The sequence below is a fragment of the Microbispora sp. H13382 genome (assembly GCF_014161445.1).
In the GTDB taxonomy this organism is placed as follows: domain Bacteria; phylum Actinomycetota; class Actinomycetes; order Streptosporangiales; family Streptosporangiaceae; genus Microbispora.
On sequence record NZ_JABBXA010000018.1, the window covers coordinates 139,830 to 164,818 of the forward strand.

24 protein-coding genes are annotated in these 24,989 nt (G+C 71.4%); 14 read left to right on the forward strand and 10 right to left on the reverse strand.

Annotation, left to right across the window (positions count from 1 at the left end):
- Positions 1-88: 88 nt before the first annotated feature.
- From HHX41_RS29665 to HHX41_RS29675, 3 genes are read right to left on the reverse strand one after another with little or no spacing between them, the layout of a single operon-like run.
- Positions 89-1,069, reverse strand: coding sequence for an aldo/keto reductase (locus HHX41_RS29665; RefSeq protein ID WP_182908578.1), 981 nt, complete (start codon positions 1,067-1,069; stop codon positions 89-91).
- On the reverse strand, positions 1,066-1,308 hold the full coding sequence (locus HHX41_RS29670; protein WP_182908579.1) for a MerR family transcriptional regulator: 243 nt from the start codon (positions 1,306-1,308) through the stop codon (positions 1,066-1,068). The genes HHX41_RS29665 and HHX41_RS29670 overlap by 4 nt, the downstream gene beginning before the upstream one ends.
- A gap of 48 nt (positions 1,309-1,356) precedes the next feature.
- Entirely contained in the window at positions 1,357-3,417 is a 2,061-nt protein-coding gene (locus tag HHX41_RS29675; RefSeq protein ID WP_182908580.1) for a cellulose binding domain-containing protein, read from the reverse strand.
- 312 nt (positions 3,418-3,729) lie between these two features.
- On the opposite strand from HHX41_RS29675, the gene HHX41_RS29680 reads away from it, so the two are divergent.
- Positions 3,730-4,209, forward strand: a complete 480-nt coding sequence (locus HHX41_RS29680; RefSeq protein ID WP_169982625.1) for a pyridoxamine 5'-phosphate oxidase family protein — start codon at positions 3,730-3,732, stop codon at positions 4,207-4,209.
- Positions 4,210-4,835: 626 nt separating this feature from the next.
- Here the strand turns inward: HHX41_RS29680 and HHX41_RS29685 are convergent.
- Complete coding sequence (locus HHX41_RS29685) at positions 4,836-5,609, reverse strand: SDR family NAD(P)-dependent oxidoreductase (protein ID WP_182908581.1); 774 nt, start codon at positions 5,607-5,609, stop codon at positions 4,836-4,838.
- 46 nt (positions 5,610-5,655) lie between these two features.
- A complete protein-coding gene (locus HHX41_RS29690) occupies positions 5,656-6,246 on the reverse strand; it encodes a MarR family transcriptional regulator (protein WP_310742248.1) in 591 nt (196 codons plus the stop codon).
- 112 nt (positions 6,247-6,358) lie between these two features.
- On the opposite strand from HHX41_RS29690, the gene HHX41_RS29695 reads away from it, so the two are divergent.
- From HHX41_RS29695 to HHX41_RS29720, 6 genes are all read left to right on the forward strand, one after another.
- Positions 6,359-9,655 (forward strand): efflux RND transporter permease subunit, encoded by a 3,297-nt coding sequence (locus HHX41_RS29695; protein WP_182908582.1) that lies wholly within the window; start codon positions 6,359-6,361, stop codon positions 9,653-9,655.
- A gap of 255 nt (positions 9,656-9,910) precedes the next feature.
- On the forward strand, positions 9,911-10,858 hold the full coding sequence (locus HHX41_RS29700; protein ID WP_182908583.1) for a hypothetical protein: 948 nt from the start codon (positions 9,911-9,913) through the stop codon (positions 10,856-10,858).
- A gap of 87 nt (positions 10,859-10,945) precedes the next feature.
- Positions 10,946-11,575, forward strand: a complete 630-nt coding sequence (locus tag HHX41_RS29705) for a transcriptional regulator (protein WP_169982630.1) — start codon at positions 10,946-10,948, stop codon at positions 11,573-11,575.
- The gene (locus HHX41_RS29710) at positions 11,572-12,891 is read left to right on the forward strand and encodes an MFS transporter (protein WP_182908584.1); all 1,320 of its coding nucleotides are present in this window, start codon (positions 11,572-11,574) and stop codon (positions 12,889-12,891) included. The genes HHX41_RS29705 and HHX41_RS29710 overlap by 4 nt, the downstream gene beginning before the upstream one ends.
- 78 nt (positions 12,892-12,969) lie before the next feature.
- A complete protein-coding gene (gene purB / locus HHX41_RS29715; protein WP_182908585.1) occupies positions 12,970-14,397 on the forward strand; it encodes an adenylosuccinate lyase in 1,428 nt (475 codons plus the stop codon).
- Positions 14,398-14,405: 8 nt separating this feature from the next.
- The gene (locus tag HHX41_RS29720; RefSeq protein WP_220504529.1) at positions 14,406-15,155 is read left to right on the forward strand and encodes a GNAT family N-acetyltransferase; all 750 of its coding nucleotides are present in this window, start codon (positions 14,406-14,408) and stop codon (positions 15,153-15,155) included.
- A 226-nt stretch (positions 15,156-15,381) separates the two neighbouring features.
- On the opposite strand, the gene HHX41_RS29725 is transcribed toward HHX41_RS29720, so the two are convergent.
- The gene (locus HHX41_RS29725) at positions 15,382-15,981 is read right to left on the reverse strand and encodes a YdeI family protein (RefSeq protein WP_182908586.1); all 600 of its coding nucleotides are present in this window, start codon (positions 15,979-15,981) and stop codon (positions 15,382-15,384) included.
- A 262-nt stretch (positions 15,982-16,243) separates the two neighbouring features.
- Here HHX41_RS29725 and HHX41_RS29730 point away from each other — a divergent pair, with 262 nt between their 5' ends.
- On the forward strand, positions 16,244-17,194 hold the full coding sequence (locus HHX41_RS29730) for a YafY family protein (protein ID WP_182908587.1): 951 nt from the start codon (positions 16,244-16,246) through the stop codon (positions 17,192-17,194).
- Between the two features lie 100 nt (positions 17,195-17,294).
- On the opposite strand, the gene HHX41_RS29735 is transcribed toward HHX41_RS29730, so the two are convergent.
- The 3 genes from HHX41_RS29735 to HHX41_RS29745 form a co-directional block, all read right to left on the reverse strand.
- Entirely contained in the window at positions 17,295-17,672 is a 378-nt protein-coding gene (locus tag HHX41_RS29735; protein ID WP_182908588.1) for a GntR family transcriptional regulator, read from the reverse strand.
- Entirely contained in the window at positions 17,669-18,484 is an 816-nt protein-coding gene (locus tag HHX41_RS29740) for a hypothetical protein (RefSeq protein WP_182908589.1), read from the reverse strand. The genes HHX41_RS29735 and HHX41_RS29740 overlap by 4 nt, the downstream gene beginning before the upstream one ends.
- 524 nt (positions 18,485-19,008) lie before the next feature.
- A complete protein-coding gene (locus HHX41_RS29745; RefSeq protein WP_182908590.1) occupies positions 19,009-19,773 on the reverse strand; it encodes an HAD family hydrolase in 765 nt (254 codons plus the stop codon).
- Between the two features lie 98 nt (positions 19,774-19,871).
- Here HHX41_RS29745 and HHX41_RS29750 point away from each other — a divergent pair, with 98 nt between their 5' ends.
- On the forward strand, positions 19,872-20,285 hold the full coding sequence (locus HHX41_RS29750) for a metalloregulator ArsR/SmtB family transcription factor (protein WP_310742249.1): 414 nt from the start codon (positions 19,872-19,874) through the stop codon (positions 20,283-20,285).
- Entirely contained in the window at positions 20,282-20,728 is a 447-nt protein-coding gene (locus HHX41_RS29755; protein WP_169982639.1) for an SRPBCC domain-containing protein, read from the forward strand. Before HHX41_RS29750 ends, HHX41_RS29755 begins: the two co-directional genes overlap by 4 nt.
- Before the next feature lie 98 nt (positions 20,729-20,826).
- Here the strand turns inward: HHX41_RS29755 and HHX41_RS29760 are convergent, their stop codons facing one another.
- Positions 20,827-21,585 (reverse strand): MerR family transcriptional regulator, encoded by a 759-nt coding sequence (locus HHX41_RS29760; RefSeq protein ID WP_182908592.1) that lies wholly within the window; start codon positions 21,583-21,585, stop codon positions 20,827-20,829.
- Positions 21,586-21,826: 241 nt separating this feature from the next.
- Here HHX41_RS29760 and HHX41_RS29765 point away from each other — a divergent pair, with 241 nt between their 5' ends.
- The 4 genes from HHX41_RS29765 to HHX41_RS41105 all read left to right on the forward strand — a co-directional run bounded on the left by HHX41_RS29765 (position 21,827) and on the right by HHX41_RS41105 (position 24,989).
- Entirely contained in the window at positions 21,827-23,281 is a 1,455-nt protein-coding gene (locus HHX41_RS29765; protein ID WP_182908593.1) for a pectinesterase family protein, read from the forward strand.
- Positions 23,282-23,434: 153 nt separating this feature from the next.
- Positions 23,435-23,914 (forward strand): hypothetical protein, encoded by a 480-nt coding sequence (locus HHX41_RS29770; RefSeq protein ID WP_220504530.1) that lies wholly within the window; start codon positions 23,435-23,437, stop codon positions 23,912-23,914.
- 110 nt (positions 23,915-24,024) lie between these two features.
- Positions 24,025-24,858 (forward strand): GyrI-like domain-containing protein, encoded by an 834-nt coding sequence (locus HHX41_RS42035; protein ID WP_310742250.1) that lies wholly within the window; start codon positions 24,025-24,027, stop codon positions 24,856-24,858.
- On the forward strand, positions 24,855-24,989 hold the full coding sequence (locus tag HHX41_RS41105) for a hypothetical protein (RefSeq protein WP_259401403.1): 135 nt from the start codon (positions 24,855-24,857) through the stop codon (positions 24,987-24,989). The genes HHX41_RS42035 and HHX41_RS41105 overlap by 4 nt, the downstream gene beginning before the upstream one ends.

Here is a 24,989-nt window from a genome sequence, read left to right on the forward strand (position 1 = left end):
TCTACATTGTAAAGGCGCTCGGTTGGTGGTAAAACCATGATCAACTACACAACCCGAACGCACCGAAGGGACCGGCGGCACCTTCGGGTCAGTGATTGACGGTGCTCATCCCCGCCGGGTTGTACCGGTCGCCGGCGACCTGAGCGGCGAGGGAGTCGAGCGCGTCGAGGTGGCCGGGCTCGAACTCGATGTCCAGGGCCGCGGCGTTCTCCTCGATCCGCGGGACCCGCTTGGTGCCGGGGATCGGAACGACGTCGTCTCCGCCCCGGGTCAGCACCCAGGCGAGCGCGACCTGGGCCGGGGTCGTGCCGAGCGAGGCCGCGATCTCGCCGACCTTGGCCGCCAGGGCCTGGTTGGCGGCGAAGTTGCCGCCCTGCCAGCGGGGGTTGTGGTGACGGAAATCGTCGGTGGACAGTTCCCCGGTGCTCGTGAACGCCCCGGTCAGCAGGCCGCGGCCGAGAGGGCTGTAGGCGACCAGGCCGATGCCGAGCTCCCGGAGCGTGGGCAGCAGCTCGTTCTCGATGTCGCGGGTGAACAGGGAGTACTCGTACTGCCCGGCGGTGACCGGGTGGACGGCGTGCGCGCGGCGCACGGTGGCGGGCGCGGCCTCGGAGATGCCGAGATGACGCACCTTGCCCGCCTCGACCAGCTCCTTCATCGCGCCCCAGGTCTCCTCGACGGGAACGCCGGGGTCGACGCGGTGCTGGTAGTACAGGTCGATGTGGTCGACGCCCAGGCGTTCGAGCGAGGCGTCGCAGGAGCGGCGCACGTAGTCGGGCCGGCCGTTGACGCCCACGCGGGTGCCGTCGGGCAGCCGCTCGATGCCGAACTTGGTGGCCAGCACGACCTGGTCGCGCCGGTCGGCGACGGCCTTGCCGACGAGCCTCTCGTTGGTGAACGGCCCGTACGCGTCGGAGGTGTCGAGGAGAGTGATCCCCAGGTCGAGCGCGCGGTGGAGGGTCCGGATCGACTCGGACTCGTCGCCCGGGCCGTAGAAGTCGCTCATTCCCATGCAGCCCAGACCGAGCGCCGAGGTGTGAAGGCCCTGGCCGAGCGTGTGCTGCTTCATTGTTCTCCCGTGATTCTGCGGCGGTAGAGGCCGATCTTGTGGTCGACGACCTCGAGATCGCTTCGGAGCTGCTCGATTTCGGCGATCACGTCGGCCCGGTGGGCCTCGAGCAGCTCCTGGCGGGCCACGTATGTGTCCCGGCCCCGGCGGGCGAGTCCGGCGCGTTCGTGGTAGCGCAGCGTGCGGGCGGTGAGGCCGGTACGCTGCGCTACCCGCGCGATGGTCATCCCCTCGTCCATGGGGACCAGTCTGGGAGTTGGAGCGCGCTCCAGGTCAAGCGCCGAAGATCACTGCGCGGTGCAGAGGGCGCCGTTGAGGGTGAAGGCGGCCGGCAGCACGTTGGGGCCGCTGTAGGCGCCGACGAAGCCGATGGAGGTGCTCGCGCCGGGTGCGAGCTTGCCGTTGTCCGGGGTGCTGGTGACGGTCACGGAGGTCCCGTTCTGCGTCCAGTTGCCGCTCCATCCGCTGCTGACGGTCTGCCATCCGGTGGGCCAGGTGTAGTGAAGCGTCCAGCCGTCGACGGCGGCGGTGCCGGTGTTGGTGATGTCGATGCTGCCGACGTATCCGTTGCCCCAGTCGTTGGTGTCCCTCAGGCGTACCGAGCAGGAGCTCTTGCCGGGTGTGCCGGTGGTGAAGGTGAGCGGCGGCGATGCCCAGGAGACGCGGCCCGCGGTGTCGCGGGCGATCACGTTGACGGTGTAGCGGGTGCCGGGGACGAGGTTGTGGACCGTGAAGGAGGTGCCGGGGGTCTCGCCGAGCTGTTCGGTGACGGCGCCCTTCTGGCGGTGGATCTCGTACTTGGCGACGGGGCTCGCGCCGGGCTCGGCGACGGGCCAGGAGATGGTGGCGGTCTTGTCGGTGACGTCGCTCGCGGTGGGCTGACCGGGGGCGGCGGGGGCGCCGGTGGTGGCGGTGGCGGGGTGCAGCACCAGCGTGGTCAGTGAGTACGGCGGGAGGGTCTGGGTGGTCGCGGTGCCGCCGTGGCCGGTGCTGACGGACGTCGCGCCGTTGGTGAGGGTCTGCACCGTCGGCGCCTCGCCGGCCGGGGTGAACCCGTCATAGTTGATCTTCACCTGGTGCTCGCCGTCGGGGTCGCGGTTGATCAGCAGGACGGCGAGGTCGCCGTTGGGGCGGCGGGCGGCGTGCGCGGCGACCAGCGGCTCGTCGGTGGCCGCGCGGACGAACCGGTCGCCGGGGCGGGCGAACGTGCTGATCATGGAGAGCGCGTGGTAGGGGGCGAAGGGCGTGTTCAGCGGTGGTTCGCAGGTGTCGCCCGAGCAGGTGGCGCTGGACAGCATGCCGAAGTCGCCGTAGTCGGTGTGGCCGGCGACGGTGCTGATGGTGCCCGCGCCGTTGTGGACGTTCCACCAGTCGATGGAGAAGACGCCCTGCTCCATGAGGCCGGCGTAGGCGTCGGCGGCGAACAGCGCGCCGGGCTGGGTGTTCGGCGCGATCCCGCTGTTGATCTCGGTCATCGCGATGCCGATGTCCCCGGCGCGGGCGCCGGCGTGCTTGGCGATCTGCCCGCGCACCAGGTGGATCATGTCGGGGATGTGGGCGGTCTTGGTGAGGACGTCGGCCACGTCGTTGTGCGGGGGATACCAGTGCAGGATGACAAAATCGATCTTCGAGGCGGCGATCGACAGGACGGTGTCGTTCCAGGTGCCCTCGTCGCCCCCGGCGACGATGCCGTCGGGCCAGTTGGCGGGGGTGGTGAGCACGGCGCCGATCTTGATGGTCGGGTCGACGGCCTTCATCGCGTCGGAGTACGCCACCAGGTTCCTGGCGTACTCGGCGGGGCTCTTGTCGGCGTGGTCGTCGGCCTCCCAGTCGGCGCCGTAGTGGCCGTTGCCGTAGTTCTCGTTGCCGATCTCCCAGTATTTGACGCCGTACTTCTTGGTGACGTTGGCGTACTCGACCCAGTCGGCGGCCTCCTGGGCGCTGCCGGTGCCGTAGTTGGCGATGATGATCGGCTGCGCGCCGGTGCGCTTGGCACCGCTGATGAAGGTGTCGAAGTCGGTGCCGGGGGCGACGTAGCCGCCGGGGGCGGTGTGGGTCTTCCAGTGGTAGATGTCGGCGTACGACCCGCCCGGGTAGCGGAGCATCTTCACCCCGGCGGCCTTGAGAAGATCGGCCGTCTCGTTCGTGCCGAGGTTGCTGTCCCAGATCGCGTGGTTGGCGCCCACCGCGGTGTCGGACGCGGCGGCCAGGCCCGCGCGGGTGTTGACGGTGACGGTGACGGGCGAGGCGTCGGCGGACGCGGCGGGTACGCCGGTGAGGAGCTGGGCGGCCACCGCTGCGCCCGTGAGGAGTGCGATGGCCGGCCTGGCGATGCGCAGGGTGCTCATTACGTCCCTTTTCTGGAGGATCTTGCCGTGCGATCGTGATCAGGACGTCTGAAACGGTCAAGCAGGCACCCTCGGGCGCGGCCGTGAGCTGCGGCGGAGTTAGGCGGGGCGTGCAACTTTCACAGGGCAGGTCGCGCGTGAAAACGCCGGAAGAAGCCGCGGACGTCGGCGGTGAGCATCACGGTGGTCGGCAGGCGGTCGCGGGCAACTGAGGGAACCGGTTCAGGTCGGCTTCGTGCTCGCGCCACACCTTGACGTCAAGCCGCCTTGACGCGATGACGGAATGTCGGCGGGGCGTGACAGGATCGCGGCATGACTTCCTGGCGGGAGATAGAGAAGGAGATCCCCGAGCTTGCCGCCCGTGTGCTGGCGAGCATGGGGAAGGGCAGGCACAAGACGATGGCGACGCTGCGGCGGGACGGCTCGCCGCGCATCAGCGGGACCGAAGTGGATTTCCGGGACGGCGAGGTCTGGCTGGGGTCCATGCCGGGCGCGATGAAGGCCCTCGACCTGCGGCGCGACCCCCGGGTGGCGATCCACAGCCCGTCCGACGATCCGGACGAGGCGAACCCGGGCGCCTGGAGCGGCGACGCCAAGCTGGCCGGCCGCGCCGTCGAGATCACCGATCCGGCCGTGCGTGAGGCGTTCGGCGTGCCGCCCGGGGAGGACTCCCACCTGTTCCGCGTCGACGTGACCGAGGTGGTCTTCACGCGTACCGACGCGGCGGGGGAGCACCTGGTGATCGAGATGTGGCACGAGGGCTCCGGCCACCGGGTGGTCAAACGCCGCTGACCGCCGCCGGCCGCTGCTGGGCGGCGGGGGTCACTGCCGCTTGCTGACCGGCATGTTCTGTCCGAGCAGGCAGCTGTCCGGCTGCGATCCGCAGAAGACGGACTGCACCTCGAACCCGCCCTGGTCGGTGATGGCCTGTTGCGCCTGTCACCCTCACGAAGGTGGGGCTGATGACGCCGTTCAGGCTCTGGTTGTAGTGGCCCTGGCCGGACCGGCCCTGCGCGCCGCCCGCGCGCCCTCCTCTGATCACCTGGCCGCCGCCCCTGCCCGGGCCGGGGTCGCGGAGGGCCGTGACCCCGTGGGGCGGATGATGCGGGGCGACGCGGGCGATCGCGGGCTGCGCGGCCGCGATCCCCGCCGCCGTGATCACGAGCGCGGCCAGGGTCGTCCACCGGGTCGCGAGGGCCATCGCGACGTTGGGGTGGCGCGGGTCGCGCCCGCGGGAGCGGGACATCTCGGTGTGTGCCTTCCTGTTCCTGACCCGGCGTTCAGCTGTCGCTCGTCCGGTGCCGCCGGGACGTGAGGCACATACCCGTCCGGGTGGCGGCCGCGGCGGGGCTGGTCAAGATCGGCACAGGTCATTGCCGGTCCTGTGGCCTGGTCGCCGGCCGCTCCGTCCGGCGGCCCTAGTGGACGCTGAACCCCCCGTCGACGCAGATGGCCTGGCCGGTGACGTACGCCGAGGAGTCGGAGGCGAGGAAGACGGCCACGCCGCGGAAGTCGTCGGGGAGGCCGTTGCGTCCGGTCATGGAGCGGGCGGCCAGTTGCTCGACCCGGCCGGGGACGGCCTGGGCGGGCACGGTCAGCGGAGTCAGGACGAAGCCGGGGATGATCGTGTTGCTGGTGACGCCGTGGGCCGACCACGCCTCGGCCTGGGAACGGGTCAGCCCGCAGACGGCGGCCTTGGCGACGCCGTAGACGCCGCTGTCGCCGAAGGCGCTGATCGACTGCTGGGAGCCGATGTTGATGATCCGCCCCCGGCCCCGGGTGGCCATGCGGGGGCCGAAGTGCTGCCCCAGCAGGAACGGCGCGGTGAGGTTGACGGCGATGGTCTGGTCGTAGTCGCCGGCGGTCAGCTCGGCCATGGGCCTGCGGATGTTGTTGGCGGCGTCGTTGACGAGGATGTCGATCGCGCCGAAGAAGCCGTCCGCCTCGTCGCACACGCGGGCGATGCCGGCGCGGTCGCCGAGGTCGGCGCTGATCGCCGCCGCGCGCACGCCGTGGCCTTCGAGCCTGCCGACGGCCTCGGCGAGCTCCTTGGGCCGCCGGGCGACCAGGACGACGGCGGCGCCGGCGCGTCCGAGTGCCTCGGCGATGGCGTATCCGATGCCGGAGCTGCCGCCGGTGACCAGGGCGACCCGGCCGGTGAGCGAGAAGAGTTCCTCGATGTAGATCGGCATACCGCCGCAAGGTAGCAGCGGGACCGGCCGGGGCCGGGAGACGGGGTCAGGCGGTGCCGGCGTCGTCGGCGTGCATGTCGCGCATCGCGTCCTCGATCTTGCGCATCACGGTCTCCATGGTGCGCAGGGTCTCGGTGTCGAGACGCCGTAGGAGGCGGATGTAGCCGCCCGTCCCGGCCTCGATGATCTCGCTGGTGAGCCGCCGCCCGGCCTCGGTGAGCTCGACGCGGCGTACGCGGCGGTCGTGGGGGTCCTCGTGACGGGAGGCCAGGCCCTGGGCGACCACCCGGTCGACGATGCCGGTGACGGTGGCCAGGCCGACGCCGAGGTGGCGGGCGAGCTCCTGCCCGGAGGTGGACCCGGCGAACGACAGGAACATGACGACTTTGAGCTGCTGCATCGTGAGGGTGGAGGCCAGCAGCGGCATCGAGCGGTCTCGGGCGAAGAACCGCCCCATGCTGCGCTGCAGCTCCGCCAGGCGGGCGATGATGCATCCGCGCTCGGCGTCCTCCTCAGCGACCTCTTGGGGTGCCCGCGAAGGGGCCGGGGCCGCCGGCGGGGTGGCGGGGTCGTGCTGCGGGCGGGGGGTCGCCGCCGCGCCGGTTCCGGTGCGCCGCTCGGCTGGGCTGTCGTTCACTGTCACCTCTCGAGAGGAGAGGTTACCAGCCGTTAATCCAACAGCTGAATGTTCGGATAGTGCGAAGTGTTAGGGTTGGCCGAACACTCTTCTCCCGATGTCAGGAGCTCGGATGACCTCCTTGGCCAGGCTGAGCCTTGCCAACCGCACTCTCGTGATCATGATCTCGGTGGTGCTCGCGGGTTTCGGCTTGTTCGCGATCCCCTCGCTGAAGCAACAGCTCTTCCCGTCGCTGGAGTTCCCGGCGGCGTTCACGGTCGCGACTTATCCCGGTGCCGCTCCCGAGATCGTGGAGGAGCAGGTCACCAAGCCGATCGAGAGCGCGTTCCAGGGTATCGCCGGTGTCACCGACATCACCTCCACCTCCCGCGAGGGGATGTCGCAGGTGCAGGTGGCCTACGAGTTCGGCACCGACGTCGACCAGATGGTCGGGAAGATGCAGCAGGCTGTGAGCCGGATCAAGGCGCAGCTGCCGGCCGACGTCGATCCGCAGGTGGTGGCGGGCAGCACCGACGACATCCCGGTGATGGCGATCGCGGTGGGCGACGGCGGCGATCAGCACGCCATGGTCGACAAGATCGAGAAGATCATGGTGCCGGAGCTGCGGTCGATCGAGGGCGTGCGCGACGTCACCGTCAGCGGCGCCCGTGCGCAGCGGGTCGTCATCACTCCCGACCAGGGCAGGCTCGCCCTGCTGGGGCTGTCGGCCGCGGCCATCCCCGACCTCCTGCGGGCCAACGGGGTGTCCATCCCGGCCGGCACGCTGACCGAGGACGGCAAGTCGCTGACCGTGCAGATCGGCGACCCGGTGCGTACGGTGAAGGACCTCGAGAACCTCTACCTGACCCCTGCCGGCGCGCCCGCGGCGGGCCAGGCAGCGGCGGCCGGGCAGCGCGGCGGCGCGAGCGCGGGACAGAGTGCGGGACAGAGTGCGGGCCAGGGCGCGGGTGCGGCCGCCGGGCAGGGCGCGGCGCAGCGGCCGACAGCGCAGGCGGCGCAGGCGCGGGCCGCCGCGGCCCCGCCGAAGCCGGTCAAGCTCGGCGCCGTGGCCGACATCAAGGTCGAGGACGCCGTCGCGACCACGCTCACCCGGACCAACGGCACCCCGAGCCTGGGCGTGTCGGTCACGATGGTGCCCGACGGCAACGCCGTGCAGATCTCCCACGACGTGAACGACGCCCTGCCGGACCTGACGCGCGCCCTCGGTGACACCGCCGAGCTGACCGTGGTGTTCGACCAGGCGCCGTACGTCGAGCGGTCGATCGAGGACCTCACCACGGAGGGCCTGCTGGGCCTGGCGTTCGCCGTGGTCGTCATCCTGGTGTTCCTGCTGTCGGTCCGGTCGACCCTGGTCACGGCGGTGTCGATCCCGATGTCGGTGGTGATCGCGCTCATCGCGCTGTGGATCGGCGACTACTCGCTGAACCTGCTGACGCTGGGGGCGCTGACGATCGCCGTGGGCCGGGTGGTCGACGACTCGATCGTGGTGCTGGAGAACATCAAGCGCCATCTCGCCTACGGCGAGGAGAAGCGGCGGGCGATCCTCACGGCCGTGCGCGAGGTGTCCGGCGCGGTGACCGCCTCCACGCTCACCACGGTGGCGGTGTTCCTGCCGATCGCCTTCGTCGGCGGAATGGTGGGGCAGTTGTTCAGCCCGTTCGCCGTCACGGTGACTGTGGCGCTGCTGGCGTCGCTGCTGGTCTCGCTGACCGTCATCCCGGTGCTGGCGTACTGGTTCCTGAAGGCGCCGGCGCTCACGCCGCAGGAGGCGCAGGCCGTACGCGAGGACGCCGAGCGCAGGGAGCTGCGCAGCCCGCTGCAGCGGATCTACCTGCCGGTGCTGCGTTTCGCCACCCGGCGGCGCCTGGTCACGGTGCTGATCGGGGTGGTGGTGTTCGCGGCCACGATGGCGCTGGCGCCCAATTTGAAGACGAACTTCCTCGACAACTCGGGCAACGACACGACGCAGATCAGCCAGCGGATGCCGGCGGGGACCGACCTGGCGACCACCGACGCGGCGGCCAAGAAGGTCGAGGAGGTGCTGGCGGCCGACGGGGGCGTGAAGTCCCACCAGGTGACGGTCGGCGGCGGGAACCGCTTCCTCGGCGGGCTCGGCGGCGGCGCCGACCGGGCGTCGTTCTCGGTGACGCTGAAGGAGGGCGTGGACACCTCCGCCCTGGAGGAGCGGCTCCGGGAACGGCTGAAGGGCCTGACGGGGGTCGGCGACGTCACGGTCGGCGGCAGTGGCGGCGGGTTCAACTCCGACCAGGTGCAGGTCATCGTGCAGGGCTCGGACCAGGCCGCGCTGAAGACGGCGGCCACCGCGGTGCGCGACGCGATGGCCGGGGTGGACGGGCTGCGGGACGTCGCGTCCAACCTGGAGGACAGCGTCCCCCGGGTCGAGGTGCACGTGGACCGGGAGAAGGCCGCCGCCCGGGGCCTGACCGAGGCCGGGATCGGGCAGCTGGTCGCGCAGGCGTTCCGCGGCGCGCCGGTCGGCTCGATCGACGTCGACGGCCGCTCCAGCGACGTGATCCTGCGCGCCGGCGGTGACGCGCCGGAAGACGTCGCGGCGATCAGGAAGCTGGCGATTCCCACGGCGACGGGTCTGGTCAAGCTCGGTGACGTGGCCGACGTGGTGAAGGCCGACGGGCCGACCCAGATCACCCGTCAGGACGGCGACCGCACCGCGACGGTGTCGGGCACCGCCGACGCGTCTGATCTGGGGGCGATCACCGCGAAGGTCACCGACACCCTGAAGACGCTGACGCTGCCGGCGGGGGTGACGTACGAGATCGGTGGCGCGAGCTCCGACCAGCAGGAGGCGTTCGCCGACCTGGGGCTGGCCATGCTGCTCGCGGTGGCGATCGTCTTCATGATCATGGTGGCGACGTTCCGCAGCCTGGTGCAGCCGCTGATCCTGCTGGTGTCGATCCCGTTCGCCGCGACCGGCGCGATCGGGCTGCTACTGATCACCGACACGGCGCTCGGCGTGCCCGCGCTCATCGGCATGCTGATGCTGATCGGCATCGTCGTCACCAACGCGATCGTGCTGATCGACCTGATCAACCAGTACCGCGAGCAGGGGCTGGGCGTGGTGGAGGCGGTCTTGGAGGGCGGCCGGCGGCGGCTCCGTCCCATCCTGATGACCGCGATCGCGACGATCTGCGCGCTCACCCCGATGGCGCTGGGCGTGACCGGTTCGGGTGGGTTCATCTCCCAGCCGCTGGCCATCGTCGTGATCGGCGGCCTGATCTCCTCGACGCTGCTCACGCTGGTGCTGGTGCCGACGCTGTACACCGTGGTGGAGCGGCTGAAGGAGCGCATGCGCCGTACGCCGAAACCGCCCGCGCCGGGCGAGGGCGACCTGACCGTGTACGGGGAGGAGGCCCTCGAACCGGCCAAGTGATCCGGCCGCCGTTTCCGGTGGTTCGATCGGATTCGCCTCCTGCTGCCGGTACCGGCAGCAGGAGGCGCGCTTGTCGGCGTGCGGCTTCGCCGGTGAATTCGGCCCGGCTTCCGGCCCCGCGGGGACGATAATCGGCGGATGTCGCCTGTTCCCGATCCTGTTCCCGATCCTGTTCCCGATCCTGTTCCCGATATGGAAGCGCCGGCCGCGGGGCCCGTCGGCGGACCGGCACGGCAAAGCCCTGCCCGAGGATGCGTGTTCAGCGTTCTGGCGTGGGCGCTGGGCGCGCTGGGGCTGTTGCTGTCCTTCAGCGGCTACGCGATGTACAAGGTCCTCGTGTCCGAGGCGGATGGCGATGTGACACGTCTCCCGTTGTGGGTACGCCTGCTGATCATGGCCGTGGTCTTCGTGGCCGGGATCCTGCTCTTCGCCGGCAGCGGCGGTCTGCTGAAACGGGGAAGGCGGCACCGCCACCGGATCATCCCCTCGTTCGACGAGCTCGTAGGGGAGCGCTATCTGCTCTACCTGCGGCCCTTCTCCATCGACCCCCTCATGGCCCTGCCGCCGGCCGAGGCCCCGGGCTGGGGGTTCCGCTCGCCCTTCGAGCTTCCGGGGCTTACGCAGGAGGAGTTCCTGGTGCGGCAGTTCCGCGGCCTCGGCCGCGTCGTCGCGATCGGGCAACCCGGGGAGCGTCTTCCCGAAATCGGGGCCGAGCGCGGCTATCTGCCCGTCGAGGAGTGGCAGGAGTCGGTGAGCAGGCTGCTCCGGGGCGCACACGCGGTGATCATGACGGCATCCCCGGGGCCGGGGACGATGTGGGAGTTCACCGAAGCGGTACGCACCGTCGCACCTGCCCGGCTGCTGTTGCTCGTCTACGGTGACGAGGACTATCACGCCTTCCGGGAAGGCGTGGCCCAGGAGTACGCGACGAGGTCGTCCGCCGAGGCGGCCGACGCCGAGTGGCCACCGCTACCGCGATTACCGGACATCCCACCCGCTCCGTACGTCAAGGGGCTCCCGTGGGATTTCCCCCTCGAAGGAATCCTGTCCTTCGACCCCCGATGGCGTCCGCGGTTCACGCGGTTCCCGCCGGCCGTACCGCGGGTGCGGCACGTCTGGACCATACGCCGGCTGGTACGGCGCGAACTCAAGCCGGTTCTTGACCAGGTGTCCCGGTTGCCCCCGGCGCCATCGCTCACGTAGCGGGCCAGGGGCCGGCGACGGCAAACCGCAAACAGGTCTTCGCGAAGAACTGTTTGCGAAGAACTGTTTGCGGTTTATAGTGGCGGCATGACCGATCACGGCGAGACGCCCTACTCACCAGCCGCGCAGGACGCGGTCGTCCTGGACGCCAAGGGGCTGCGCGCGCTCGCGCACCCCGTGCGGGTGCAGGTGGTGGGCCTGTTGCGCAAGCACGGCCCGTCGACGGCCACCCGGCTCGCCGAGCTGCTGAACATCAACTCCGGCGCGGCCAGCTACCACCTGCGCCGCCTCGCCGCCGCAGGCTTCGTCGAGGAGGACACCGGGCGCGGGAACGCCCGCGAGCGCTGGTGGCGCGCGGTCCACTGGTCGACCTGGCTCAACGACCCGGACCTGATCGAGCGCGAGCCCGAGGCGACGCTGGCGTATCTGCAGTCGGTCGCCGCCACCCACACCCTGCGCGTCCAGCGGGGGATCAACGAGCTGCAGACGATGCCGCCCGTGTGGCGGGACGCGCTCGACATGAGCGACTGGGCGCTGCGGCTGACCCCGCAGGAGGCCACCGCCCTGCGGGAGGAGCTGTGGGCGGTCGTCACCCGGCACCGCAGGGACACCCCCGAGGCGGACGGCGCACCGGCGGGCGCCGAACGCGTGTCCGTGATCGTGCACATATTGCCCGAACTGGACACGCCCGCCGCGCCGGAAGACGACGCGCGATGACGGGAGAGAACGCGATCATCGCCGCTCCGTCCCGCGTCCGCAGGCTGCGCCCGCTGGGCGGGCTGCTGGCGGCCATGGCGGTCGCGCTGACCGGCACCCGCGTGTCGGCCATCGCACTGCCGTGGTTCGTCCTGGTCACGACCGGCAGCGCCACCCAGACCGGGCTGGTGGCCTTCTGCGAGATGACCCCCTACGTGGTGGTCAAGGCGCTGACCGGGCCGCTGGTGGACCGGGCCGGACCGCGGGTGATCTCCTGGACCACCGACGCGGCCAGCGCGGCCGCCGCCGGCGCCGTGCCCCTGCTGCACGCCACGGGCCTGCTGTCCTTCCCGGTGCTGCTCACCCTGGTCGCGGTCATCGGCGCCGTACGCGGCCCCGGCGACCTGGCCAAGGAGATCATGGTTCCGGAGGCGGCCGAGCGCGCCCGCGTGCCGCTGGAGCGGGCCACCGGCCTGTCCGGCGTGACCGAGCGGCTGGCCTCGACCCTCGGCCCGGCGGCCGGCGGCTTCATGGTGGCGTTGCTGGGACCGCTGACCGGCCTGGTCCTCAACGCCGTGTGCTTCGCCCTCGGCTCGCTGATCATCGCGCTCGCCCTGCCGCGCGGCATGGGACGCCCGGCGGACCAGGCCCCGCCCGCGTCCGGCTACTGGCGGCGCTTCGGCGAGGGCTTCGCCTTCCTGCGGGGGGAGCCGCTGCTGCTCACCGTCATCGTCATGGTCGGCATCACCAACCTGCTGGACGCGGCGTTCAACACCGTCCTGCTGCCCGTGTGGGCGCAGCGGTCCGGCAACGGCCCGACCGCGATCGGCCTGAGCAACGGCGTGTGGAGCGCCGCCGCGGTCGCCGGAAGCCTGGTCGCCGCGGCCGTCGCGCACCGGATGCCGCGCCGGGTGGTGTTCTTCGCGGGGTTCCTGCTCGCCGGGGCGCCGCGGTTCCTGGTCCTCGCGGCCGACGCGCCGATGTGGGCGGTGCTGGCGGTGTTCGCGGGGAGTGGGGCCGGGGGCGGCTTCCTCAACCCGATCCTGGGGGCGATCGCCTTCGAACGGGTGCCGCACGGGCTGCGCGGCCGCGTCAACGCCCTGGGCGACTCGATGGCGTGGGCGGGCATCCCCCTCGGCGGGCTGATCGCGGGGGCGGCGGTGGTCACGTTGGGGCTCGTACCGGCGCTGCTGATCGCCGGCGCGGCGTACTTCCTGACCACCAACCTGGCCGCGCTGCTGCCGCAGTGGCGTGAGATGGACCGCCTGCGCGGCCGGGGCGCGCGGCCCCGGGCGGCCGAGTCCGACGTCCGTCCCGTCGGCAGCGACGTCCTGTGAGGCGCCGGGGTGCGCGGATTCCCGTGGCCCGGCACCTGCGGACGGCCGGGAGGTACGGGCTCAATAGACTGGGCCAACGTGAATGCCAAGCCGCGTATCCCGAATGTCCTGGCCGCCCGTTACGCCTCGCCGGAGCTGGCCCGCCTGTGGTCTCCCGAGTACAAGGTGGTGCTGGAGCGCAGGCTCTGGCTCGCCGTTGTGAAGGCCCAGGCCGACCTCGGGATCGAGGTGCCCGAGCAGGCGATCGCCGACTACGAGAAGGTCGTCGAGCAGGTCGACCTGGCCTCCATCGCCGAGCGGGAGAAGGTCACCCGGCACGACGTGAAGGCCCGCATCGAGGAGTTCAACGCCCTGGCGGGCCACGAGCACGTCCACAAGGGCATGACCTCCCGCGACCTGACCGAGAACGTCGAGCAGCTGCAGATCCGCGACAGCCTGCTGCTGGTGCGCGGCCGGGTCGTGGCGCTGCTGGCCCGCCTGGGCCGCCTGGCCGCCGAGCACTCCGCGACCGTCATGGCCGGGCGCTCGCACAACGTCGCCGCGCAGGCGACCACGCTCGGCAAGCGCTTCGCCACCGCCGCCGACGAACTTCTGGTGGCCTACGAGCGGCTGGAGGACCTGCTGCAGCGCTACCCCCTGCGCGGCGTCAAGGGCCCGGTCGGGACCGCCCAGGACATGCTCGACCTGCTCGGCGGTGAGGACCGGCTGGCCGCGCTGGAGGACCGCGTCGCCGCGCACCTCGGGTTCGCCCGCCGTTTCACCAGCGTCGGCCAGGTCTACCCCCGCTCGCTCGACTACGACGTGCTGACCGCGCTGGTGCAGCTGGCCGCCGCCCCCTCCTCCCTGGCCAAGACGATCCGCCTGATGGCCGGGCACGAGCTGGTCACCGAGGGCTTCAAGGAGGGCCAGGTCGGGTCGTCGGCGATGCCGCACAAGATGAACACCCGCTCCTGCGAGCGGGTCAACGGCCTCACCGTCATCCTGCGCGGGTACGCCTCCATGGCCGGGGAGCTCGCCGGCGACCAGTGGAACGAGGGCGACGTGTCCTGCTCGGTCGTCCGCCGGGTCGCCCTTCCCGACGCGTTCTTCGCCTTCGACGGCCTGGTGGAGACGATGCTGACCGTGCTCGACGAGTTCGGCGCGTTCCCCGCGGTGATCGAGGCCGAGCTGGGCCGCTACCTGCCGTTCCTCGCCACGACCAAGATGCTGATGGCGGCGGTGCGGGCCGGGGTCGGCCGCGAGACCGCCCACGAGATCATCAAGGAGCACGCGGTCGCCTCGGCGCTGGCCATGCGCTCGCGCGGCGCCGGCAACGAGCTGCTCGACCGGCTGGCCGCCGACGAGCGCTTCCCGCTGGGCCGGGCCGAGCTCGACGCGCTGCTGGCCGACCGTGCCTCCTTCGCCGGCGCGGCCGCCGGTCAGGTGGCCGCCGTGACCGCGCGGATCGGTGAGATCACCGCGCGCCATCCCGGCGACGCCGCCTACGTCCCGGGTGCGATCCTGTAGGAACACCCGTGCGTGAACTGGTGAGCGAGGCCGAGGTCGCCGCCGCCTCGGGCGACGACGACCTCCTCGTCTGGGCGGTGCAGGGCATGCGGCCCGGCGTACGCGCCTGGGCGTACGGCGACGCGGTGGCGGTGGCGAGTCCGGAGGCCTCCCGGCGCGACCGCCTAGTGGTGGGGGGCGCACCCGGCCGGGTCGTCCCGCTTGTGCGGCACGCCCTGGCCGAGGCCGGGCCGTCGTACCGTCCCCTCGGCGACGCCGCGCTCGTCGAACAGGTCGTCGAGGCCGTGCCGGAGCTGGAGCTGGCGGCCCGCTTCTCCTGGATGGGCACGGAGAAGCTCGCCCCGCCCCGGGAGGAGACCGCGGGCCGGGAGTGGCCGCCCGACTGGCTGGCGGACTCCGCCGCACCGGAGGTGGCCGCCCTTCTCGACACCGCCAGCCCCGGCTCCTACGCCGTGCCGGGGCTGGCGCGCGTACGCCGGTGGGCCGGCGTACGGGACGGTTCCGGGGCCCTGCTGGCGGTCGCGGCCGACGCGTGGTCCGCCCCGGCGGTGGGCCTGCTCGCCGGTGTCGCGACCGCCGTACCGGCGCGGGGACGCGGGCTGGGGGAGCGGGTGTGCCGGTTCGTGGCGTCCGCGCTGATCGCCGAGCACGGCCGCGCGGCGCTGATGGTGGACGACTGGAACCATGCGGCCTTCGCCGTCTACGAACGGCTCGGCTTCGCCCGTCGCCGCGTGGCCGCCGCCGGGCTCCGCGCCTGACCGCCCACACCCGCGGCCGCCAGGTCGCGCCGCGCGTCGGGTAAGGGTGGCGGTGTCGACGCGGTTGTTCTCCGAGATCGGCCGGGATGATCTGATCGGGTTCTTCGGCTGATGTCGCGTTCATCGACCCGGGCCACGGGCGGGGTGCAACGGACCGCCTGGGGCTTGCTGTCCAGCTATGTAGGTTGCCGTGGCTTGGGTTCGTGCCGGATTGGGCGGCCGGCATTCAACTGCCGAGGGCGCGCTTTTGCGGGTGGATCGCCTCACCGCGGGCGAGCATGTCAACGAACTGGGTGATACGGCGGGCTCGGGTCTCGGCGCGTTTGGCGTTCGCGATCCGATAGAGAACGGCGTAGCGGTTTTGGGAGGTGAGGATGTCGAACATCGCTTGTGCCTGGGGTTTCGCGGCCAATGCGGCGGCCAGGTCGGCTGGTACCTCGATGCCGGCTTGTCCCGCATAGGCCGTGTCCCAGCGGCCGTCGGCCTTGGCGCGTTCGACCTCGGTCATTCCGGCCGGATGCATCCGGCCCTCGCTGATCAGACGGGTGACGATGGAAACGTTCCGCGCTGACCAGGGACTTTGCCTTCCGCGAGGGGTGAAGCGCCGGCAGAAGGTGATCTCATCCCGCCGTCGTAGCCGACCATCGATCCAGCCGTGGCACAGCGCTTCGTCGAGCGCCTGGTCATAGGTCAGGCTGGTGGGCCGGGTCGTGTTCTGCTTGGCGAGGACCAGCCACACCCCTGCCGAGCTGTCGTGGTGCCTGCTGAGCCACTCCCGCCAGGCTCGGGCATCGGTAACGGTCAGTTCCAGTAGTTCGTTGCTCATCGTCGTGTGCCCCTGATGATCACCAAAGGTTGGTTGCCGGCGGTCGCCCGAAGGTGGGAGCAGCCCAGGACGGGGGCCTGCCGGAAGTGGCGCTGGATCCGTCAATGGTGGAGCTGGCCGATCACGTCCTTCGCCACGTCGCCACCGCGGCCTCTGGACGGATGACGCCCGCCCGCCTTCACGAGGAGTTCTCGGTCATGCCGGCGACGTTACGGTATGACCCGGTCAAAAACGGTCCTGGTTATCGAGCAGACTGTTAGTCGTGGTCAACACCTCGGCGCGGCTGCTGCGGCTGCTGTCTTTGCTGTCAACGCGGCAGTCCTGGACGTGCGCTGATCTGGCCGCCCAGCTGGAGATCACCGAACGGACGGTTCGCCGGGACATCGCCCGGCTACGTGAACTCGGCTACGGCATCGAATCGGAGATGGGCCCATGGGGCGGCTACCACCTCGGGCCCGGAACCAGCATTCCGCCACTGATCCTTGACGAGGAAGAGGCCCTCGCGGTCGCTGTCGGGCTGCGCACCGCCGCCTTCAGCGGAGTCTCCGGCAGCGACCAGGCAGCCCTGTCGGCGCTGCTGAAACTACGCCAGGTGCTGCCGGCCAGGATCGCAGGCAGGCTCGGCGAGCTGGACGCCGCGTTCACCCACACCGCACGACCCGACGACGACCAGATCTCCCCCGCGCTGCTGCTCGACCTGGCCACCGCGTGCCGGCGAGGCGAACGCACCCGGTTGACCTACCGCGACAGGGCCGGAACGACGTCCACCCGGCGAGTAGACCCCTACCGGCTCATCTACACAGGCCGCCGCTGGTACCTCCTCGCCTACGACCTGACGCGGCAGGACTGGCGCACCTTCCGTACCGATCGCATCATCGATGCCACAGCCACCGGGCAGGCCACTGCCCTGCCCGACCCGCCAGATCCAGCACAGATGGTCAGCACGGGCATCGCGCTGAGGCCCTACCGGGTGCGGGTGACCATCCGCCTGGCCGTACCGGCCGCTGAGGCCCGCAGGCTGGTGCCGCCAACGGTCGGCGTCCACCACCCGGACGGTGATGACGCCACGATCATCGACATCGGCGGGCCAGACGCCGACGGCCTGGCCCGCTACCTGCTCAGCCTCGGCCGACCACTCCAGATACTGCACCCGGAAGAGGTCCGCCAGGCATTCCTCGCCCGCACGCGACAACTCCTCAAGGACAACCAGTAACACAAACGATGATCGTGGGGCGAGCGGCCCGGACGCGACCTGATCGGCCGCTACGCCGACGCCGCGCGCCCCGCGACGTGACCCCGCGGCCGGGTCACGGTCATGACGAGGCCGGGGCTGCCCCGCTTGACCTCAGAGCCGCCTGTACGATGCGGATCGCCTCGCCCGCGTCGATGCCGACGCTGGCGATCACGGCCGCGTAGTCGGCGGCGGCCCGGCGGGCCCGCTCGCGGCCCTCCTCCCCGGCGGCCGACACGAACGAGCCCGCCCGTCCGCGCGTTTCGATCAGCCCCGCCTCCTCCAGCTCCCGGTAGGCCCGGCCGACCGTGTTGACGGCCAGGCCGAGGTCGGCCGCGAGGTGGCGGATTGTCGGCAGCCGGGCGCCCACGGCAAGCGTGCGGTCCTGGATCTGCCGGGCGAGCTGGGCCCGCAGCTGCTCGAACGGCGGTACCGGCGAGGCCGCGTCGATGACGATCATCGGACGCTCATCACCCGCCGGGCCGCCGTCGCGCTCGACGGCGTCCTGACACGGAGCGCGACGCACGCGACCAGGCCCAAGATCACGTTGGCGACCGCAGCGGCGCTCAACCAGCCGGGCGCGGTGCCGAACAGCAGCACCATGGGCAGCGACCACTGCACGTTTGGCGTGGTGAGGTCGCGGGCGTCCTCGACGCGCATGATGACGTCGGCGGTCAGCGACTCCTCGTCCTCCGCCACGACCGGGCGCCGCAGCAGGTGGCGCAGTTGCAGGACGGTGATGGCTGTCACGCCGAGCAAACCGATCAGCAGGACGACGGCCAGCTGCCGCACGGTGGGGTCGGGCACGGCCAGGGCGCTCCCGGCCAGCGCCATCGCGCCGGCGAACGTGGCGGCCGCGAAGACGGCGTACGGCAGGCCGAGCACGGCCCGCCAGCCGGGCTGGATCAGATGGGCGGCCCTGCGGGACAACGTCGCGCCCGCCCGCTGATCGACGCGTCGCACCCACCAGTCCAGCAGCGATTGTGCGAGCAGCAGCCCGGCCACCAGCGCGGTCAGGGCGAGCAGCGGCAGCGGGCGATGCGACTCGCGACCGTCGAAGACGGGAACGGCGGCGAGCGCGCTCGCGACGATCAGCACGGCGGGAATCGTGGCAGCGGCGAGGCGGGCACGTCCCCGGACCGCCAGCCTGTCGGCCAGCAGCGGGGTCGGGCGCGCACCGGAGAGGCCGTGCCGGGCCAGCCACGCGCCCGCCACTCGCAGGTCGGCCGCACGCGCCGACGGGTCGGCGTCCGGTAACGGTTCACTGGTCATAGCCCCTCCTTTGTCGCAAGGTTTGTAGCAACATAATGCGTCATACCTTGAGACAAAGTCAACGCTCCGCGGGCTCTCGCCGCCCCGGTGCCGCCGACGGCCCCGCCCTGCGTGAACCTGGTTGCACGAGCCTTACTGACGCCCTGCCTCGCCCCGCACGAGCACGCCGGGTCCCGTACCAGAGGCGGGCCCGAAATGGCCGTACCGACCCAGCGGATAGGCGGTCCCATCGACCGACGTCGCGCATGGCTTCCGGAGCCGCCACGAGCACGACGCCGACCAACTTGATGATCAACGACGCCCGCGGCCCTTTCAGCCGTATTCCGGCCGTACCCCTTCTGTGGGCTTCGACCGGCAGGGCTCGCTGATGACGCGGACACTCTCCGCGACCGCGCCGCAGGCCCCGGCCGGTACGGCCCGGGCGCAGGCGGCAGGAGCGGCGCCGCAGGCGGACGATGGCAACCGGGCGGCAGCCGTGGCGTGGGTCCCCTTCGAGCCCGGCTCCACCGCTGGAGATCCGGTCGTCAGCGAGCCAGAACCGCCTCGCGACCGCTGGTCTTCGTTCCGATGTTCCCGCGAGGCCGATTCAGCGCGGCCAGCACATCGGGCAGATCCCGCAGCGTGGTGATCCTCGTGACGGCGGGGGAGGAGGGACCAGGCTCGGCGCGGTACCGGTCGAGCCACACGCCGTGCATCCCGGCCCGGGCGGGGGCGACCGCGTCGAGCAGGAGGTTGTCGCCCACCATGAGCACCTCCTCGGGAGGCAGGCCCAGCTTCGCCGCCGCCCGCCGGTAGCACTCCACGGACGGCTTGAACGCGCCGAGCGCGTCGGGCGTCAGGACCACGTCCATGCGGTCCAGGAGTCCGATGCGGCGCAGCTTGGCCTCCTGCTGCACCGGCAGGCCGTTGGTGAGCACGCCCAGCGCCGGGGCGTCGTCGAGAGCAGCCAGCGCCTTCAGCGTCCGATTCACGTCGGGGAAGGCGGCCCAGGCCGACTCGTAGTGGGTCAGGAATCCGGCGAACGCCGCGTCCGGGTCGGCCGGCTGGGGCAGCCCGAGCCGACGGCAGAACTCCCGTAGCCGCCTGCGCCGCTGCTCGGCGAACGAGCACTCCCCGGCGTGCCACGCCGGCAGGTGCTTGTCCTCCAGGTCGAGCCAGAGCGCCGGTGTCTCCGGCAGCAGCTCGTGACCGGGGCAGACCGACTCGGTCCAGCGGGTCGCGGCGTGCGCGACCGCCCGGCGATGGTCGAAAAGGGTCTCGTCGAGGTCGAACAGAATGGCCCTGATCACGAGTCCCCATCTTGACTGGGCCGTGTTTCCGTTGCGTTTCCTGACTGTGAAGGCACCGAGAGATGACAGGTAGGAGATTTCCTACCTATTATGGGGTCGTGGACGTCACCCCCGCCGCCGTACGGCGGCCGTCACCGAAGGAAGACACCGTCTTCGCCGCGCTCGCCAGCCCCGTGCGGCGCGAGGTCCTGCGCCTGCTGCGCGAGGACGGCCCCCAGTCCGTGCAGGACCTCGCCTCGCGCTTCGCCATGGCCAGGCCCAGCTTCTCCGAGCACCTGCGGGTGCTGCGCGAGGCGGGCCTGGTCAGCGAACGCAGGGACGGCAGGCGCCGGCTCTACCGCCTGGAGCCCGTCCCGCTCGTCCACGTCCGCGACTGGCTGGACCCCTACGAGCGGTTCTGGCGCGACAGGCTGTCCGCCCTGCGTCACCTGCTCGACGGCACCGCCAATGACACCGCCGATGACACCGCCGATGACACCGGCACCCGCGCCCATCAGGAGGAGAGGCCATGACCGACGCCGACGACCCCACCGTGCTGCACCTCGACGAGTACCTGGCGCACCCGCCCACCCGCGTGTGGCAGGCCCTGACCGACCCCGAGCTGCTCGCCCGGTGGTTCATGCCGGGGGACTTCCGCCTGAGCGTGGGCCACCGCTACACGATGCGCGGAACCGCCATGCCCGGCACCGGGTTCAGCGGCACCGTGCAGGCCGAGGTGCTGGCCTTCGAGCCCGGGCGCATGCTCCGGCTGGGCTGGCGCGACGCCGACCCCGACAGCCGGGCCGGCGCCGACTGGACCATCACCTGGACGCTCGAACCCGAAGGCCGGGGAACCCGTCTGTTCCTCACCCACGAGGGCTTCGACCCCGGCAACGAGTTGCAGCGCAGGGCCCGCACCATCATGGACGGCGGATGGCGCCGCTTGATGACCGGTTCGCTCGCCGCCGTGCTGTGACACCCGGCCGGGGATCGAGCGGCGACGAGTCACCGCCAGGATCTGTACCGATCCTCAGCTGAAGGCCGTCTCGTCCGAGCCGACGGCCTTTCCGCGGGTCAGGCGTGCCGCGCCGCGTTCGCGTGGACGGCGTCGCGTACGTAGCCGCTCAGCCCTTCGGCGACCCGCTCGTAGTTGGCCGCGAAGCGCGGGTCGGCCACGTACATCTCCCCGAGACCCTTGTGGATCTCGTACGTGCAGTCGTAGAACCAGCGGGTGATGTGTGCCCGGTGCCGCTCGGCCACGTCCATCGCCCGTTCGCCGTCCGCCGGGACCCCCTCGGCGAAGGCCGCGGCGAACGCCTCCAGCACCTCGCCGGCCTCCGCCGTGATGGCCCGCCAGTCGTCCTTGGTGTAGCGGGCCGTGCGGTGGCGGCTCTGCTCGAAGGCGTCGGTGCCGCCCCAGCGTTCCTCGACCTCCTCGGCGTACCGGTCGGGGTCGAAATCGCCGAACACCTCGAACCGCTCCTCGGGCGTGAGGGAAATGCCCATCTTCCTCGCCTCCATCGCGCGCTGGACCGCCGCCGCCATCTCCTCCAGCCGTCCGATCCTGCGCCGCAGCAGCTCGTGCTGGCGGCGCAGGTGGGTCAGCGGATCGGCGCCCGGATCGTCGAGGACGACGGCGATCTCCTCCAGGGAGAACCCGAGCTCCCGGTAGAACAGCACCTGCTGCAGCCGGTCGAGATCCGGCTCGGTGTAGCGCCGGTATCCGGCCGCCGACCGCTCGCTGGGCGTCAGCAGCCCGATCTCGTCGTAGTGGTGCAGCGTCCGCACGGTCACCCCGGCGAAGCGGGCGACCTGGCCGACCGAGTAGCCCACGGGTCCTCCTCCCTTCCGGACTTCGAGCCTGGGGCCTCACGCGGCGTGAGGGTCAAGCGGATCATGCGCGATGAAACTTTCGGCCCGGCTCACCTTGCTTGAGCAGCGCCAACAGAGGGATTTAGTTTGGACAGTTGACATATTCCCGAATCTGATTCTACGGTGCGGGGGCTATCGTGCCGGGCGGTGGCCGTACGGCGCGAGAGCCCTCTCCGTCCCGCGCGCGCGTCTAGGAGCGCAGATGCATCTCACACCCCCCACCACAAGTCCTCCGATCCTGCGGCGTGCGGCACGCCGGGCCGCCGCCGTGGCGGCGCTGCCGCTGGCCGCGGTGGCGTTGCACGCGGCGCCCGCGCAGGCGGCGGTCCCCGCGGCCGGCGGGACGTACCAGATCAGCGTCACCAAGAGCGGCATGTGCCTGGACGTCGTGTCCGGGTCGAAGGACAACGGCGCGCTGCTGCAGCAGTGGGGCTGCTCCGGCGCCGCCTGGCAGCAGTTCACCCTCAAATCCGCCGGGTCCGGCGTTTTCACCATTGTGAACGTTAACAGCGGCATGTGCGTCGACGTCCCGGGCGGCTCGACCACCTCCGGGGTGCAGATCCAGCAGTGGGGCTGCGCCGACGGCCAGACCAACCAGCAGTGGCGGCTGGTGGCCTCCGGGTCGGGCACCTACCAGATCGTCAGCGTCGCCAGCGGGCTGTGCCTGAGCGACAAGGGCGCCTCCACCTCCTCCGGCGCCGCCGTCATCCAGGAAACCTGCACCGCCAACACCAACAAACAATGGCTGTTCACCCCCGCCGGCACGCAGGGCACGGCCACCGTGGCCGCCGACGGCACGGGCAGGTACCGCACCGTCCAGGCCGCGATCGACGCGGTGCCGGCGAACAACGGCAGCCGCGTCGTCATCACCATCAAGCCCGGCACCTACCGGGAGATCATCACGATCCCGGCCAACAAGCCGTACGTCACCCTGCAGGGCCTCGGCGGGTCGGCCCAGGACGTCGTGATCGTCAACAACCACTCCGCCGGCACCTACGGCACCTTCAACAGCGCCACCGCGTTCGTCAACGGCCACGACACCGCCCTCACCAACCTGACGGTCTCCAACGACTTCGACGAGAACACCAGCAGCACCGGCCAGCAGGCCGTCGCGCTCAACCTCAACGCCGACCGGGCGGTCCTGTCCAACGTACGGCTGCTCGGCGACCAGGACACGTTCCTGGTCAACGCGTCCGCCCGCGCCTACATGACCCGCTCCTACGTCGAGGGCACCGTCGACTTCATCTTCGGCGACGGCACCATCGTGATCAACGACTGCGACATCTACGAGAAACGCAGCACCGGCGGGCCCATCACCGCCGCGCGGACCGACGCCGCCAAGACCTACGGCTTCCTCATCTACAAATCGCGCATCACCGGGGCGACGAACAACACCACCCAGCTGGGCCGGCCCTGGGGACCCAACGCCCAGGTGCTCTACCGCGAGTCCACCCTCAGCTCCACGATGAAGACCTCGCAGCCCTGGACCGACATGTCCGGCAACTCCTGGAAGAACGCCCGCTTCCTCGAATACAGGAACACCGGCGCCGGCGCCGGGGTGAACGCCAACCGGCCGCAGCTGAGCGACTCCCAGGCCGCGAACTACACCCCGCAGAAGTACCTGGCCGGATCCGACGGCTGGAACCCGGCCGGCTGACCACCCCCGAGGAACAGACATGCGTGTCACCACACCCCGGGCCGCCGCCGTGGCGGCGCTGCCGCTGGCCGCGGTGGCGTTGCACGCGGCGCCCGCGCAGGCGGCGGGCGTACCTGGCCGGACAGGGCCGACGGCTTCGCCTCTACCAGCGGCATGGGCGACAGCACCACCACCGGCGGCGCCGCCGGCGCCACGGTCACCGTCACCACCTACGCCGACCTCGTGAAGTACGCCACCGCGAGCGAGCCCTACACGATCAGGGTGAACGGCACGATCACCGCCACCCCGTACGGCACGGAGCTCAAGGTCGCCTCGAACAAGACCATCGTCGGCGTCGGCACCAAGGGCCACATCGTCAACGGCGGCTTCTTCCTCGGCTCCGGCGTGTGGGGCGCGACCAAGATGGTGCTGGAAAACAGCTACTTCGACAACGTCAAGGACCCCTACTACAAGGACGACGCGGCGCAGCTGAAGCAGAGCGGCAGCATCGTCGTCAACTGCAGCGGACAGCAGGAGAGCGGCGGCTCGGCCTTCACCCCGAGCTCGTTCTACTCCTACACGCTCGATCCCGCCGCGGACGTCCCCTCCCTCGTGAAGACCTACGCCGGCCCCCAGGCGAACATCGGCCTGTGAGCACCCGGCCGCCGGAGGCCGCGACACCTCCGGCGGCCGGCCCGGCGACTCGTTGGCCGGCCGGGTGAGCGCTGGACTCTCCCACAGAGGGAGGGGCCATCCTTGAGCACGTGAACGACCTCCTGTCGATCGGGCAGTTCGCCCGCCTCACCCGGCTCAGCGTCAAGCAGCTGCGCCACTACGCGACACTCGGGCTGCTCGAACCCGCCTGGATCGACCCCGCGAGCGGCTACCGCTACTACCGCACCGCCCAGGCCCGCGACGCGCTCGTCATCGGACTGCTGCGCTCCCTCGACGTCCCCCTGCCCGTCGTCGCGGCCGTCCTGGCCGCCGGAACGGACGGCGGCATGGACGCCAGGGGAGACGGCACCGGGGGAGAGGCCGCCGTGGCCGCCGCGCTCGCCAAGGTCAAAGAGGACCTGGAGGCCGAGCTCGCCCGCCGCAGGCGCGCCCTCACAACCCTCGAACGCGTCCTCGCCACCGGCCTGCCCACCGCCGAGGCCACCGTCGTCACCGAACCCCCGCGGCCCGCGATCGTCGTCCGCGACCTGGCCGCGACCCCCGAGGACATCGGCCGCGCCACCTCCGCCTGCGTCGCCCGCCTCATGGCCGTCCCCATGACCGCCGCGCCCGCGCTCGTCGGGTTGTTCCCCCTCGACTACGGCGAGGCCGTCCCGGTCGCCGTCGCCCTCACTGGGCCGGACCTGCCGGACGTGCCCGGCGCCCAGCCCGACATCCTGCCCGGCGGCGTGTTCGCCACCGCCACCCACGTCGGCCCCTACGACCATGTCCCGCTCACCGCCCACGCCCTGCTCACCTGGTGCGCCGAACGCGGGCACACCCCCACCGGCCCCCTCCGCGAGGTCTACGTCTCCGACCCCGCGACCACCCCGCCCGAGCGGCTGGTCACCCACCTGATGATCCGGCTGGACGACGAACGATGAACCGGCACACCACCGCCCACATCCCCGAACTCGCCCACGCGGGCCTGCCCCACGAGATCCACCTCACCGGCGCCGAGACCGGCCCGGCGGCCATGCGCACCACCGTGCGCCGGCCCGTACGCGCCGCCTGA

Bases quoted from the DNA above. Each gene is read 5' to 3' on its own strand.
- HHX41_RS41105 (WP_259401403.1), top strand. From the start codon at position 24,855: ATGAACCGGCACACCACCGCCCACATCCCCGAACTCGCCCACGCGGGC.
- HHX41_RS29670 (WP_182908579.1), bottom strand. From the start codon at position 1,308: ATGGACGAGGGGATGACCATCGCGCGGGTAGCGCAGCGTACCGGCCTC.
- HHX41_RS29755 (WP_169982639.1), top strand. From the start codon at position 20,282: ATGACCGACGCCGACGACCCCACCGTGCTGCACCTCGACGAGTACCTG.
- HHX41_RS29705 (WP_169982630.1), top strand. From the start codon at position 10,946: ATGACCGATCACGGCGAGACGCCCTACTCACCAGCCGCGCAGGACGCG.
- HHX41_RS29725 (WP_182908586.1), bottom strand. From the start codon at position 15,981: ATGAGCAACGAACTACTGGAACTGACCGTTACCGATGCCCGAGCCTGG.
- HHX41_RS29675 (WP_182908580.1), bottom strand. From the start codon at position 3,417: ATGAGCACCCTGCGCATCGCCAGGCCGGCCATCGCACTCCTCACGGGC.
- HHX41_RS29735 (WP_182908588.1), bottom strand. From the start codon at position 17,672: ATGATCGTCATCGACGCGGCCTCGCCGGTACCGCCGTTCGAGCAGCTG.
- HHX41_RS29740 (WP_182908589.1), bottom strand. From the start codon at position 18,484: ATGACCAGTGAACCGTTACCGGACGCCGACCCGTCGGCGCGTGCGGCC.
- HHX41_RS29710 (WP_182908584.1), top strand. From the start codon at position 11,572: ATGACGGGAGAGAACGCGATCATCGCCGCTCCGTCCCGCGTCCGCAGG.
- HHX41_RS29765 (WP_182908593.1), top strand. From the start codon at position 21,827: ATGCATCTCACACCCCCCACCACAAGTCCTCCGATCCTGCGGCGTGCG.
- HHX41_RS29770 (WP_220504530.1), top strand. From the start codon at position 23,435: ATGGGCGACAGCACCACCACCGGCGGCGCCGCCGGCGCCACGGTCACC.
- HHX41_RS29665 (WP_182908578.1), bottom strand. From the start codon at position 1,069: ATGAAGCAGCACACGCTCGGCCAGGGCCTTCACACCTCGGCGCTCGGT.
- HHX41_RS29680 (WP_169982625.1), top strand. From the start codon at position 3,730: ATGACTTCCTGGCGGGAGATAGAGAAGGAGATCCCCGAGCTTGCCGCC.
- HHX41_RS29685 (WP_182908581.1), bottom strand. From the start codon at position 5,609: ATGCCGATCTACATCGAGGAACTCTTCTCGCTCACCGGCCGGGTCGCC.
- HHX41_RS29695 (WP_182908582.1), top strand. From the start codon at position 6,359: ATGACCTCCTTGGCCAGGCTGAGCCTTGCCAACCGCACTCTCGTGATC.